A 12,311-nucleotide genomic window follows, 5' to 3' on the forward strand; every position below is an offset into this window, starting at 1 on the left:
TTTATTTTTTAATCGACAATCCATAAACTAACGTCTCACTCGGAGTCGTAATACTAAAACCTGTCGTCTTATAATCAAGTTTCACCGTATCACCAGTGTAGTCTTTCGTGAATGAATCCATTTGTACGATAAGCTCTGCATCTTCATATACAACATCATCTGCGTTATATGTATCCCAAATTAAATCGACATCAACGAAAATACTACAAGAGTTAGTCATGGTTCCTCTAATGCGAACGATCTTTTTATCTTCACGTTCTAATCTATGTATAGCTGCTTTTGCTTCATCAGTAATGCGAATGTTCATTGTATCCCAACCTTTATTTATATTTCCTTTATTATTGCAAAAACAGGAGCAATAGGGAAGTAAAGAGGTTTGCAACAAAAAACGAGCAAACAAATTTGTTTGCTCGTTTCACTTTATTTTAGTTCACATTTATCAAGTGGAATCACTTTTGTTTTTTTCGTAAATTTATATCCTAACCATAGTACTAAGAAGAGTGGTAAACCGATGTAAGAAACGAGTACGCCATTCCAATCGATTGATTCACCCATAAATGCGCCGTAGTTTTGTCCTAAAATTACGATGATACAAAGTGTAAATGCGAAGATTGGACCAAATGGGAACCATTTTGCTCTATATGGTAAGTCATTTAAATCTTTTCCTTGTGCGATATATGCTTTACGGAAACGGTAATGACTAATTGCAATTCCGACCCATGCGATAAAACCAGACATTCCAGATGCGTTTAATAACCAAATGTATACAACACCGTCACCGAATAAAGAAGCAATGAAAGCAATACTACCAACAATTGACGTTACAATTAACGCGTTAACAGGTACACCGCGGCTATCTAATTTACCAAGAAACTTTGGTGCTTTTCCTTGGCGAGCTAAATCCCAAAGCATACGAGTTGATGCATACATACCAGAGTTACCAGCAGATAGTACAGCAGTTAAAATAACAGCGTTCATAACAGAAGCAGCAAAGGCAACGCCCGCTTTTTCAAAAATAAGTGTAAACGGACTTACTGTAACATCACTTGCAGCAAGACTTTCAGTTGTATAAGGAATTAATAAACCGATAACGAGAATTGCAAGGATATAGAATAAAAGAATACGCCAAAAGATTGAACGAATTGCTTTTGGGATATTACGTTCTGGATCAGATGTTTCACCAGCAGCTACTCCTAATAGTTCAGTCCCTTGGAATGAGAAACCAGCTGCCATAAACACACCGATAATTGCCATGATACCGCCGTTAAATGGTGCATCTGCAACAGTGAAGTTTTTGAAGCCAACCGTTTCGCCCCCCATAATTCCGAAAATCATCATAAAGCCGACAATTAAAAAGATAATAATTGTAACTACTTTAATAAGTGCGAACCAATATTCAGATTCACCAAACCCTTTAACAGATAAATAGTTTAAAAGGAAAATAATAGCTAAACATAATCCGCTCCAAATAAGAGAAGGGGTATCTGGGAACCAAAATTTCATAATTAATGTTACAGCAGCTAGTTCAGCAGCAATCGTAATTGCCCAGTTATACCAATAGTTCCATCCAAGTGCAAAGCCAAGTGATGGATCAACAAATTTTGTTGCGTACGTGCTAAAAGAGCCAGTAACAGGCATGTAAGCTGCGAGTTCAGCTAAGCTTGTCATTAAGAAGTAAACCATAATTCCAATTGCGGCGTATGCAATTAATGCACCACCAGGTCCAGCTGAATGGATGACACCACCGCTGGCAAGAAATAGTCCGGTACCAATTGTACCGCCGAGAGAAATCATCGTAAGGTGACGCGATTTTAATCCGCGTTTTAATTCACCTTGTCCTTGTGTAGTTTGCGTTTTAGAGGTAGATTGATTTGTTGCGCTATTCATGTTCAACACTCCTTTTCTTGTAGGTTAGGAAGGAGCGGGGGAGAAAAATACAAAAAACCGCCAAAGGAATTTGGCGGAACGTTTCACAAATAACCACCCCATCATACCCTTCCGTTAAGATAGCACCCCACGTTTACACGGTAATTTTGTAAACGTGACAGTTCTGTTCCTTTCGGAGACAGCCCCAGCTCATATTTCCAGAGAAGAAATATAAACTTCGGCAACTTTTCCTTTCAAACGGAGTCAGCTGACATTCTCTGTGTCTCGTCCGTCGTACTCTTAAAAGTCGCAACCTCTACCTCATCGGATTGATGAGGATTTATATATTGCTAAGATTTTTAATATATGGCAATTGTAATGACTTTCTGAATATATTGCAAGATATTTTGTTAGGAAAAGTCAAAAAATATCGGTTACTGTATAGGAAACGCTTGCAAAACTCCACCCGAACCTACTATTATGTAGCAATAAGCAAAGAAAAAATTGTTATACAAATGTTTCGCAAAAAATATTGAAAAACCCTCTAAATAAAAAGAAAATTCAGAAAAATATAATTCGACATTCATGATAAAGTCATATTATTTGTTATAATTAGAGTAACGTTTAAGCAAAAAGGGGAAATCAAAATGAAATTAGAAACAGAAAGGCTCTATATAGTGCCGTGTACAGAAGAGAGGATTCAAGTCGCTAATGAGCAAGGATACAATAGCGGCCCGCATATTGTAGGGCATGTAAAGAATGTAAAACAAGATGCAACTTTATTACCATGGGGGGCGTGGTATGTTCTTCGGAAAGAAGATGATAGCGTTTTAGGTGATATTGGGTTTAAAGGGAAACCAAACGAGGATCAAACAGTAGAAATTGGCTATGGATTCATTGAGAAATATTGGAATCAGGGCTATGCAACAGAAGCTGTAAGAGAACTAATCGATTGGGCTTTCAAAACAGGAGAGGTAGAAACAATAATTGCAGAGACACTCCTAGATAACTATAGTTCGATGCGTGTTTTAGAAAAGTTACATATGAAGAGAGTAAATGCTACAGAAACGATGATTAATTGGAAAATAGAAAAATAAAAAATACCGCTCTAAATTGAGCGGTATTTTTTTATAGTTATGGTAGCATTTGCTTCTGATCATTTGGATACTCAGCCGTTGATGCGTGAGGGCGATTGGAATGATTTCGAACAGCAATGAAAATAGAAATAATAACGACAAGACCAACTGCAACGTAAGAAAGTGAAATAATAGTTGGATCCACTTTAAATGTAGTAAGCAGTGTACGAATATTTGTAAAGATAATAAGACCACCAACTAATACGCCAAGTAAATGGGGTGGAACGATGCGGACTAACCATGCAGCAATTGGAGCTGCGACAATACCGCCAAGCATTAACGCAAATACCCAAACCCAGCTTACTTGTTCCCAGCCAAGTGAGATGAAGAAGCCGATTGTTGCAGCAAGTGAAACAGGAAATTCACTCGTATCTACAGATCCAATAACTTTTCTAGCTTCATTTCCTCTTGCTAGAAGAACAGGTGTCGTAATGGGCCCCCAACCACCGCCACCAGTTGAATCAACGAATCCAGCGAATAAACCAAGCGGCACAAGTTGTTTTGCAGACATACGCTTATTTGAAGTGACAATTTGTTTTTGAATGATGAATCGTAATAAAATATAAACCCCTAAAGTAAATAAAAATACGGAAATGTATGGTTTGATTACATCTCCGGGCAAATTACTTAAAAAACATGCCCCAACAAATGCGCCGATTGCCCCAGGTAATGTAAGCCTGGAAACTGTATATTTATCAATGTTTCCAAATTTGATATGAGATGCGCCGGAAGCTGCAGTTGTAACGACTTCAGCTAAATGAACTGATGCAGATGCAACAGCTGGTGCAATACCAAACATTAATAATAAAGAGGAAGACGTTACTCCATACGCCATTCCAAGTGCTCCATCGATCAATTGAGCGAAAAATCCAATAATAGCAAAGACAATTAATTTCTGCATAAATAATCCCCCTGTAATAATAAATGAAAAAGACACTTTTCCCGTATGAGAAAAGTGCCTTTGGTTTTTCCAATCAGCAATAATTAAATTTGTTTCATTATAATACATATTAATCGTATAAATCAACTAGGTTTTAAAGTTTTTGAATTGAATGAAAGAAAAATAAAATATACAATAAAAGGATGGAGAGAAAGGGGAGAAAGACATGTTACGATTTGATCATCTCGTTCACGCAGTTCATGGTACACCGGAGGAAGCGGCAAAACAAATGCAGGAACTTGGATTTCATACTGTATTAGGCGGAGAGCATACGAATTGGGGTACTTGGAATAGTTTAAATTATTTTGATTTATCATATATAGAATTTTTAGCAGTTCAACATGAAGAAAAAGCGAAAGAAGCAGAAAATCCATTAGTACAAGAAACAGTGGTGAAACTACAAAATGGAGAAGGAATGCTACAAATCGCGATCCGAACAGATGCAATTGAGGAGCTAGCAGTTAACTTTAATAAGTACGGCTTACATACGATAGGGCCATTTGAAGGGAAACGTATGAGAAAAGATGGCCGACTTTTAGAATGGAAAATGTTATTCGTTAAGCAAGAAGAGAACGGACCGAAATTACCTTTCTTTATACAGTGGAATGAAACGGACGAAGAAAGAAGAAACGATTTACGTAACAGTGGGACGATTACTGAACATAAAAACAAAGTGCAACAAATTGAAACGATTCATTACGCAGTAAAAAACGTTCGAGAAACAGTACGGAAATGGAAAAAAGTAATGGGACTATCTACAAGCTCAGTTGTGAAAAATGAAAAATGGAATGCTGAGAGTCAAAGTGTAGTATTTGGAGATATTCATGTGCAGTTTTGTGAACCGATTGGAGAAGGGCTAGTACTAGAACATTTGAATAAGAATGGCGAATATCCATTTGCAGTAGAGTTTAAAGGTGGAAATAAACGAGAGCATGAAGTGCTAGGTAGTTTGTACATATATTAATAGAGGTGAACGTTGTGGAAGAAATGCTTAGAGAGATAGAGAGAATACTAGAATGGCCTCGTATTGCAACGTGTACAGCTATTTCAAAAGGTTTTTCACATGAAGAGAAGTATAAAATTGAATTAAAGAATCAAGAAACCTATTTTGTAAAAGTATGTGATGCTGTTCATTTTGAACGTAAACAAGAAGAATATACGTATATGAAACAATTAGAGTCATTACATATTCCAACACCCAAGTTAATTCATTTCATAATACTTGAGAAATTAAATAAATGTGTTCAAGTATTTGAATGGACCCGAGGTATAAATGGTGAAGAAGGTTTAACGAAGTTATCGGTGGAAGAACAGTATATGGCAGGAAGAAAAGCAGGGGAAGTATTAAAGAGGATTCACTCAATTGAAAGAGAAAGTGCAAGTAATAAATGGGAAACATCTAGATGGAATAAATACGAAAGATACATAGAGGCACTAACAGATTACGAGGTGAATTTTCTGGATTTGAAGCCAGTATTAACCTTTGTAGAAAATCATAAAGATTTATTGGAAAATCGTCCAATAAGATTTTTACATGATGACTTCCATCCAGCAAATAGCATGATTCATAATAAGGAATTTATCGTTATCGATTTTGGTGGATATGATTTTGGTGATCCAATACACGATTTTTATAACGTAGCGATTTTTACTATAAGAATAAGTAAACCATTTGCGGTTGGACAAGTTCACGGTTATTTCGGAGGCGAACCATCGCTTCATTTTTGGAAACTGTATACATTGTACGTCGCGATGACATTCCCAGCGGATATCGTTTGGACGAATCGAAGTACACCGCATTTAGTAGATGATATGAAGGAAAGATTAAATGGAATTTTAGAAGATCATATTCATTTTTCATCTTATATTCCAAAATGGTATCAATCAAGCGAATTTAATAAATAAAGGAGTAATTTATATGGATAAAATAGCAGTAATTTCAGATATTCACGGTAATATTCAAGCATTAGAATCCGTGTTGAATGATATTAAATTAAGAGGAATCGAGCGCATTATTTGCCTTGGAGATTTAGTAGGAAAAGGACCTCATTCCAGTGAAGCAATTGAAATCATTCGTAAAGAATGTGAAGTAGTCGTAATGGGAAACTGGGATGATTTTATTACAAAGCCGACTGAATTTGAAGCATTGAAATGGCATCAAAAACAATTATCGGAAGAACAAAATGACTATTTAAGAAACTTACCATTTTCAATCGAGTTTTATATGAGTGGGAAATTCATTCGTATGTTTCACGCTTCACCGAGAAGTTTATATGAAAGAATTCAACCACACGCTTCAAGAGAAGAACGTATTAGTATGTTCGAAAATAGTGATCTGACGGAAAATATAGAAGGGGAAAGAAAACCAGATGTCGTTTGTTACGGTGACGTTCACCAAGCATTCGTTCAAAATTTCAGAGGGAAAACGTTATGTAATGCCGGTAGCGTAGGAAACCCACTTGAAATAACACAAGCTTCCTATTTAATATTTGAAGGAACTTACAATGAAAAAGAAGCAGCGAGCTTTTCTATTCAACTTGTACGAGTACCGTATGATATTGAATTAGCTATCAGATTAGCAGAAGAACTCGAAATGCCAGAAATTGAAGAGTATAAGCAAGAGTTACGGACGGCCTTATATCGGGGGGTTAAGGGGAAGTAAGCTAATAATATATCAACGATTTTTCAAATATATCTATCATAACTTAAAATATATCAACGATTCGACAAAGGATATCGATTTACCGACAAATAGTGACATGAATTGTTACTTATAATTATATTATGTAAACCGATTATAAAGGGAGATATCATGAACCGAAAACAACGAATCAAAGAAATTGCAGATCATATTGTAAAGCTAAACTTAACCTATCCAATAAGAGTTGGAGTAAGCGGTATTACAGCCTCAGGAAAAACAACATTTGCAAACGAACTAGCGGAAGAAATAAAAAAACGAGGATTACCAGTAACACGCGCCAGCATTGATGATTTTCATAATCCAAGAGTGATTCGCTATGCAAAAGGAAAAGAATCTGCAAGAGGGTATTATGAAGATGCACACGATTATACAGCTTTCAAAGAAAGATTATTAATGCCTTTAGGACCTAACGGGAATTTACAATATGAAACGATTTCTCATAACTTAATAACGGATATGCCTGTACATAATGAGCCGCTATTGGCCACGAAAAATATGATATTAATAGTAGATGGAACGTTTCTATTGAAAAAAGACGTTGCGCATTTATTTGATTACAAAATCTTTGTAGATACAGATTTTGAGATTGCGAGAAAACGTGGTGCTAAGCGGGAAGCTGAAGCTTTTGGAAGTTATGAAGAAGCAGAGAAGATGTTTTTAAACAGGTATCACGCGGCTTGTAAAATGTATATAGATGAGCATAATCCGAAAGAACTTGCAGATGTTTTATTTGAAAATAGTAAATTTGATGATCCAGTAGTTCTATTTAAAAGACATTAATACAGTTTATATAGGGGGAATGAACATTTGTTTAGATGGTTTCAAAAAAATAATAAAGTGAATGAAGAGAAGGATGGACAATATTTAGAAATCAAAAATGAACAGATAAATGAACAGTTAAAACAAAAAATAATGGAACTAGAGAGTATAAGTGAAGACATTTGCAGTAAGTATCAAAAAATATATGAAGAACGTTTTGCGCAAAATGGTAAATTAAATTTGAAGCTGTCAATTAAAAGAGATATAGACGGTGATGAATTAGAAGAACTAACATCTAAGAATTGTTTAGAGTATGAATATAGATCAGAAATTAATTTTGAATATGATGCTTCAAAATCATGGGAAGTCTGTACTATTTCGCTTTGGTATTATTACCAAGGATATCGGAAAAGTAGTAGCATAGGAACACTTTATAGCGGAACGATTAATGAATTAGAAGAAGAAGTTAAAGCAACATTGGAAGAACTGTTACATAGTGAAGATAATTAATGATTCCATTTTATATTGCGTTAAGAATGGGTTTAATTTTATGATACTAATAGGGAATAATTTAGGAAGAGAAATTTAAAGGGGATAAAAAAATGACAGAAGTACTAGAACTAAAAGAAGAACTACTACAAATTAAAAATAATAATTATGCTGTACCAGAAGACGTAGATGCATATCCATATGCGCAGTGGATGCTAGATTATATCGGATCACCAGATGCTGAATTACGTGATGATTTAATTTATAGTACGCTTCATACATGGATTACAAATGATGTGTTTAGACAAAAAGAATTACGAGGGTTAATGCTACAAGCAATTAGCCCTGATTATTTATTTTATAAAATTGGTGAAAAGGGAACAGACTCTGTATTTAAACGTGCATTCTCCGTATTAATTCCACCACTTATTTTATCTGTTCATGAAAGAGAACCGTTGTTATCCGAAGAACAACTGTACAGTGTAGCAGAACAAGTGCTGGAATATGTATATTTAGAAGAAGATGTAAGAGGTTACGTAGAAGGAAAAGGCTGGGCACACTCTACTGCACATGCAGCAGATGCGCTTGATGCGTTAGCACGTACAATCCAAAATCGGGAATTTTCGTATGCGATTCTTGCAGCTGTTCGTCAGAAGGTACGCTTACATGACTACGTATACATTCACTTTGAGGATGAGAGATTAGTAGCACCAATTATGTCGTTACGTAACCAAAATCTTTTAACTGAAGAAGAGTGGAGCAATTGGCTACATAGCATAGCAATTGTTGAAGACATCCCGCATCCTCAATATGATATTTTGGTACAAAATATTAGAGCTTTCTTAAGAAGTTTATATTTCAGAGCTTTAGAGACAGAGGGTAGTACAGCCTTTACAGATGATATATTGGAGACTTTGAAGGATTTGCGTAGGTATTAAAAATTCGTTTTTCTAACAGAAAAGCACATAAAACCAACACCTCCCAACCATACTAATAAAATGTTTTGGAGGTGAGTTTAATGGACAAAAAAGACTTTGAAAAAGTATATAATGATTATTTACATCAAGGGGAAGAGCAAGCTCAATTTGAAATAGCTCAGGAAGTTACTTCAGGAGCAGAACAAATTGTTGCTGTTCGTAAAAATGATGAAGGTGATTTGATTGCTTTTAAAACAAGTAGCGGGAGAGAGTTAGATTATATGACTGCTCTTAATGAAGCGAAATCAGGGAAGTTAGCTCATGTGGACGTATTTCATAAGTATGGCAGAGATATTATACGTAGTGAACCGGATGGAATAAAAGAAAATAACTTAGATAATTTACCTTCATTTTAAACGGGTAAACCTCAAGAAGAGAATGTTCATTACGATATTCTCTTCTTTGTTTTGCGAAGTTTTCCTAGCAAATAGACGATTCATTTTTAAAGTGCGATCATACTTTTAAAGAGCGCTCTAAATTTCTCTTTATCTTCTGCTGTAAATGGTTTAGGTCCTTTTGTACGCTTACCACTTTTTCGAACCATTGCACTTAAATATCGTGTTTGTAACAATTGTTCAATGTTATCATTCGTATACTTATAGCCTTTATGGTGTAGTACGATACAGCCTTTTGCTAAAGCGAGCGAAGCAAGACCGTAATCTTGTGTTACGATTAAATCTTCTTTTTTTGCTAACTGCATAATTCGGTAATCAGCAGCATCTGCTCCGGAATCAACATATATTGTTTCCACACCTTTTGGTTGCTGAGCATTAGAATAATGAGAAAAGCTAGTAACGAGTGTAACAGGGATTTCTGCATTCGTAGCTTCAAAGATAATCACATCTTTTACAGGACAAGCATCTGCATCAACGTAAATTTTCATTTTTATCACTCCTATAACTAGGTTCGTGTTGATGATAATGGTAGATTTTTCTTTTGTCAAACGAGAAAGCTTTATCTCACGTTATTTTCACAAACCAAAATAGCCTCCCGCAAACGAGAAATACCTTCCTCAATTTGATTAATATTCACTTTTCCATAAGATAAACGTATATAACCATCTTTTGCGCCGAAAATACTACCTGGCATAAAAGCAATTTCTTGTTTTAAACTTTGCATAATAAGTTGTTTTTCGTTTATCGGTTCTTTTAATTTTCCCCATATGTATATTCCACCGGTCGGATTTGAAAAAGAGATTTTATCATGAAGTTGCTCGTTTAGAGCGTGGACGATAACGTCTCTTTTTTCTGCTAGTTGTTTTCGTAACGGTACGATATGCGACTGAAATGGTACAGTTTCAAAAAATTGTTGCATAAGCCACTGTGGGAAAATGCTCATACCTAATTCCATTTGGTGCCTTGCGTCGGATAATCTTTCTACTACAGACTGCGGGGCAACGAGCCAACCAACTCGTAAGCCTGGTGCAATCATTTTTGATAAAGAATGTACATAAATGACAGTTCCGTTTTCATCTATTGATTTCAAAGTAGGACAAGGTTGTTTCTTTTCTAGCGTCAGCAAACTAGATGGATCATCTTCAACGATTGCAATTCGTAAATCTGCGCAAAGTGATAATAGTTTTTTTCTACGGTTTGGATGAAGCATCGTCCCCGTAGGGTTTTGGAAATTTGGATTTAAAAAAATCATTTTAATGCGGTGCTTTCTGTATAACTCCTGTACATCATCTGGGTTAATGCCGTGTTCATCAACAGGTAATGGGAAAATACGAATACCTGCTGATTGGAATAACGGCAAGGAATAACAGTGTGAAGGACTTTCGAAAGCAACAGCATCACCTGGATTTAATAAACATTGCACGATAAGGTGAAGTGCTTGCTGTGCGCCAGATGTAATCATAATGGATTGTTCAGTCGCCTCAACTTTTAAATATTCCTTCATATATTTTACGACCGCTTGTCTTAGCGGGAGATAGCCTTGCGGATGATCGTAACTTAATGAATGCGTTAACGGTTGTTCACGTAAAATCGCTTGTAGTTGATTATGAGGATAAAGATTACAACCGAGTTCTCCATTAGCAAAATCTATAATATTTTCATTTTGTTGTACTTCTGCCCGAATATGGCGAAGTAACGGTAAGTTTGGTAAGAACGTACCACCTTCTACGAAATTTCTCCAGTTCGGCGTTAATGTTGGAGAAACACCCCACATATGTGTACTCACGCGTGTTCCTTTACCAGTCGTACTCTCTACAATTCCCATGGCACGTAGTTCATTATAAGCAGTCGTTACTGTACTTCGGTTTACATTTAACTGTGTAGCTAATTTTCGTTCGGAAGGGAGGAAGCTACCTGGAGGAAGTTCCCCATATGTAATACGTTTTTCAATAAAGTCAACAACTTGCTGATAAATAGGGATTTTACTGTCGTTATCTAGTTTCCATTCCATAAAAAACGCCTCCGTATCTCTTATATACATCAAGTATAGCAAATTGGCTGGGTAAAAAAACAGCCAATTGGACGGTGTTATATCCAGCCAATTTTACTATGCTAAATAGGGAAGGGGAGATTCGGATGAAACGATGGCAAATGGAATGGCTCCTAGTATCAGTTGCATTAGTATGGGGAGCAAATTATACAATAGGAAAGTATGGAGTGGCATATATGTCATCCATTCAATTTAATAGTTTACGATTTTTAGTAGCATCACCGGTATTATTACTTATTACTTTTATAATGGAACGCTCATTACGTATTGAAAGAAAAGATTGGTTACGATTAGTAGCAGTCGGTATCGTTGGTACGACAATGTATCAAACGATGTTTATGCTATCTGTGAAATATACTTCAGCAACGAACGCCTCATTATTAATTGCGATGTCACCTATTTTTACAGGGATATTAGCAGTATTGCACAAACAAGAACGTTTTTCGATGAAAGTACAAATTGGTTCAATAGTAGCGTTTATTGGTGCAGCATTCGTTTTATTAACAGGACATACAGGGGGAACTACTTACGAATATGCATGGCTCGGAAACATAATTGGATTAGTCGCAGCGATTGCGTGGGGATGGTATCCAATATTAGCGCAACCTCTTATAACAAAATATTCCGCAATGAGAGTCACATCTTGGTCAACTTTAATTGGAATTGTACCTCTCGTTGTATATTGTTTATTCAACGTAAATACATTAACGTGGCCAGTAGACATGCCAAGCTGGGGGTCTCTAGCATATTCAATCGTCTTCGCGACAATCTTCGGACTTGCAATGTGGTATGTCGGTATTAGTAAAATAGGCTCAACGAAAGTAATGGTTTATATGTATCTTGTACCATTGTTCGCAGTTATCTTCGCGGCAGTAACTATCGGAGAGCAAATCAACATGATGCAACTCGTTGGTGGACTTATAATCTTTATCGGCTTATATGTTGTAAAAAAGGGTGAAATTCAAAAGCAAGCTCTCAATTTGAAAAAAGTAAGTTAA

14 protein-coding genes and 1 riboswitch are annotated in these 12,311 nt (G+C 35.9%); of the genes, 9 read left to right on the forward strand and 5 right to left on the reverse strand.

The genetic code is table 11. The features are described 5' to 3' along the window. Position 1 precedes the first annotated feature (1 nt). Together MKY38_RS07120 and MKY38_RS07125 are read right to left on the reverse strand one after the other, a co-directional pair. The gene (locus MKY38_RS07120; protein WP_065224595.1) at positions 2-307 is read right to left on the reverse strand and encodes an iron-sulfur cluster biosynthesis family protein; all 306 of its coding nucleotides are present in this window, start codon (positions 305-307) and stop codon (positions 2-4) included. Between the two features lie 113 nt (positions 308-420). Beyond that, on the reverse strand, positions 421-1,887 hold the full coding sequence (locus tag MKY38_RS07125; protein ID WP_001083386.1) for an amino acid permease: 1,467 nt from the start codon (positions 1,885-1,887) through the stop codon (positions 421-423). Between the two features lie 112 nt (positions 1,888-1,999). Continuing rightward, a riboswitch (Lysine riboswitch) is annotated at positions 2,000-2,193 on the reverse strand. Between the two features lie 320 nt (positions 2,194-2,513). Between MKY38_RS07125 and MKY38_RS07130 the strand changes: the two genes are divergently transcribed. Continuing rightward, complete coding sequence (locus tag MKY38_RS07130) at positions 2,514-2,963, forward strand: GNAT family N-acetyltransferase (RefSeq protein WP_114555950.1); 450 nt, start codon at positions 2,514-2,516, stop codon at positions 2,961-2,963. A 37-nt stretch (positions 2,964-3,000) separates the two neighbouring features. On the opposite strand, the gene MKY38_RS07135 is transcribed toward MKY38_RS07130, so the two are convergent. Then, on the reverse strand, positions 3,001-3,903 hold the full coding sequence (locus tag MKY38_RS07135; protein ID WP_341048519.1) for a sulfite exporter TauE/SafE family protein: 903 nt from the start codon (positions 3,901-3,903) through the stop codon (positions 3,001-3,003). A gap of 205 nt (positions 3,904-4,108) precedes the next feature. Between MKY38_RS07135 and MKY38_RS07140 the strand changes: the two genes are divergently transcribed. From MKY38_RS07140 to MKY38_RS07170, 7 genes are all read left to right on the forward strand, one after another. Then, the gene (locus tag MKY38_RS07140; protein ID WP_065224592.1) at positions 4,109-4,906 is read left to right on the forward strand and encodes a VOC family protein; all 798 of its coding nucleotides are present in this window, start codon (positions 4,109-4,111) and stop codon (positions 4,904-4,906) included. Between the two features lie 14 nt (positions 4,907-4,920). Then, complete coding sequence (locus MKY38_RS07145) at positions 4,921-5,847, forward strand: aminoglycoside phosphotransferase family protein (RefSeq protein WP_065224591.1); 927 nt, start codon at positions 4,921-4,923, stop codon at positions 5,845-5,847. Between the two features lie 13 nt (positions 5,848-5,860). After that, positions 5,861-6,604 (forward strand): metallophosphoesterase family protein, encoded by a 744-nt coding sequence (locus MKY38_RS07150; RefSeq protein ID WP_341048523.1) that lies wholly within the window; start codon positions 5,861-5,863, stop codon positions 6,602-6,604. Between the two features lie 150 nt (positions 6,605-6,754). Further along, positions 6,755-7,423, forward strand: coding sequence for a uridine kinase (locus tag MKY38_RS07155; RefSeq protein ID WP_078384917.1), 669 nt, complete (start codon positions 6,755-6,757; stop codon positions 7,421-7,423). 27 nt (positions 7,424-7,450) lie between these two features. After that, entirely contained in the window at positions 7,451-7,912 is a 462-nt protein-coding gene (locus MKY38_RS07160; protein ID WP_000490271.1) for a hypothetical protein, read from the forward strand. Between the two features lie 92 nt (positions 7,913-8,004). After that, on the forward strand, positions 8,005-8,829 hold the full coding sequence (locus MKY38_RS07165) for a DUF2785 domain-containing protein (RefSeq protein WP_070179881.1): 825 nt from the start codon (positions 8,005-8,007) through the stop codon (positions 8,827-8,829). An 80-nt stretch (positions 8,830-8,909) separates the two neighbouring features. Beyond that, positions 8,910-9,224, forward strand: coding sequence for a DUF3892 domain-containing protein (locus MKY38_RS07170; RefSeq protein ID WP_000358161.1), 315 nt, complete (start codon positions 8,910-8,912; stop codon positions 9,222-9,224). Positions 9,225-9,310: 86 nt separating this feature from the next. Here the strand turns inward: MKY38_RS07170 and MKY38_RS07175 are convergent, their stop codons facing one another. Continuing rightward, positions 9,311-9,751, reverse strand: a complete 441-nt coding sequence (locus MKY38_RS07175; RefSeq protein WP_000708768.1) for a YaiI/YqxD family protein — start codon at positions 9,749-9,751, stop codon at positions 9,311-9,313. A 71-nt stretch (positions 9,752-9,822) separates the two neighbouring features. Beyond that, positions 9,823-11,274, reverse strand: coding sequence for a MocR-like pyridoxine biosynthesis transcription factor PdxR (pdxR, locus tag MKY38_RS07180; RefSeq protein ID WP_065224586.1), 1,452 nt, complete (start codon positions 11,272-11,274; stop codon positions 9,823-9,825). Positions 11,275-11,399: 125 nt separating this feature from the next. Between pdxR and MKY38_RS07185 the strand changes: the two genes are divergently transcribed. Continuing rightward, a complete protein-coding gene (locus tag MKY38_RS07185; RefSeq protein WP_065224585.1) occupies positions 11,400-12,311 on the forward strand; it encodes a DMT family transporter in 912 nt (303 codons plus the stop codon).

Source organism: Bacillus sp. FSL R5-0585, assembly GCF_038004545.1.
GTDB lineage: Bacteria > Bacillota > Bacilli > Bacillales > Bacillaceae_G > Bacillus_A > Bacillus_A cereus.

What these genes read in the sequence shown, in the direction of transcription:
- MKY38_RS07130 (WP_114555950.1), top strand. Translation starts at nt 2,514, where the DNA reads ATGAAATTAGAAACAGAAAGGCTCTATATAGTGCCGTGTACAGAAGAG.
- MKY38_RS07165 (WP_070179881.1), top strand. Translation starts at nt 8,005, where the DNA reads ATGACAGAAGTACTAGAACTAAAAGAAGAACTACTACAAATTAAAAAT.
- MKY38_RS07135 (WP_341048519.1), bottom strand. Translation starts at nt 3,903, where the DNA reads ATGCAGAAATTAATTGTCTTTGCTATTATTGGATTTTTCGCTCAATTG.
- MKY38_RS07140 (WP_065224592.1), top strand. Translation starts at nt 4,109, where the DNA reads ATGTTACGATTTGATCATCTCGTTCACGCAGTTCATGGTACACCGGAG.
- MKY38_RS07185 (WP_065224585.1), top strand. Translation starts at nt 11,400, where the DNA reads ATGAAACGATGGCAAATGGAATGGCTCCTAGTATCAGTTGCATTAGTA.
- MKY38_RS07155 (WP_078384917.1), top strand. Translation starts at nt 6,755, where the DNA reads ATGAACCGAAAACAACGAATCAAAGAAATTGCAGATCATATTGTAAAG.
- MKY38_RS07170 (WP_000358161.1), top strand. Translation starts at nt 8,910, where the DNA reads ATGGACAAAAAAGACTTTGAAAAAGTATATAATGATTATTTACATCAA.
- pdxR (WP_065224586.1), bottom strand. Translation starts at nt 11,274, where the DNA reads ATGGAATGGAAACTAGATAACGACAGTAAAATCCCTATTTATCAGCAA.
- MKY38_RS07125 (WP_001083386.1), bottom strand. Translation starts at nt 1,887, where the DNA reads ATGAATAGCGCAACAAATCAATCTACCTCTAAAACGCAAACTACACAA.
- MKY38_RS07175 (WP_000708768.1), bottom strand. Translation starts at nt 9,751, where the DNA reads ATGAAAATTTACGTTGATGCAGATGCTTGTCCTGTAAAAGATGTGATT.
- MKY38_RS07150 (WP_341048523.1), top strand. Translation starts at nt 5,861, where the DNA reads ATGGATAAAATAGCAGTAATTTCAGATATTCACGGTAATATTCAAGCA.
- MKY38_RS07120 (WP_065224595.1), bottom strand. Translation starts at nt 307, where the DNA reads ATGAACATTCGCATTACTGATGAAGCAAAAGCAGCTATACATAGATTA.